General features: G+C 66.3%; 1 pseudogene. It reads right to left on the bottom strand.

From position 1 onward, the window contains the following. Window positions 1–31: 31 nt before the first annotated feature. Window positions 32–704: pseudogene (locus tag KMAL_RS16730) on the bottom strand (hypothetical protein); the annotation flags it as partial.

The following is a 704-nucleotide window of genomic DNA, read 5'->3' on the forward strand; positions in this document are numbered from 1 at the left end:
CAGGGGGCGGACAGGGGGGCGTCGGACGTGTTCATTTCGTGGTTCCCTTGTTGCCGGTTCCGGCCTGGTTGGGCACGACAAGCCCGCTGACGCGCGATCCTGGCGTGTCGGTCAGGGTGGCGATGCCCGTGCGCATGTTCACGATCGCGGAGGCGCCGCTGATCTCGTTCAGCCCGCGTGAGATATGGACGTTGCCCACGATCCGCGCGATCGCGCTGTCGGGCACATATACGCCGCGATCGCCGGTCACGGCCTCGCTTTGTGTGCGGATCAGGATATGGCCAAAGGCATCGACGCGTTCAATCGTGCCCGCGCCGCCTGCATCGCGCCCCGCCGCATGGGGCGTGCGCCCGGACCGGGGGCGGTCATATCCCACCAGGATGTCGGCACGCATCTGCCGGCCGTCATTGGTGGTCAGCGTGGCGTTGCCGCGGCTGACGGACATGTGTTCGCGTGAATGGTATTCCACCGTGTCGCGCGCCGTCAGGATATCCTGCGGCGTGGTCATCTTCATGTCCGTGCCCGTCATCACCAGCACGGCCTGGTCCATGTCATACACCGCCCGGTCACCCCATGCCTGGTCGGTATTGTTGAAGATGTGGACATGTCCCACCGCTTCGAGGCGATAGACCTCGCTGCCGCCATTGCCGGGCGTGCCATCGCCGCCGCCTGCGGGGGAATTGTGGCCCATGGATTGCGCGGCG

It is taken from the genome of Novacetimonas maltaceti, from assembly GCF_002906255.1.
GTDB lineage: Bacteria > Pseudomonadota > Alphaproteobacteria > Acetobacterales > Acetobacteraceae > Novacetimonas > Novacetimonas maltaceti.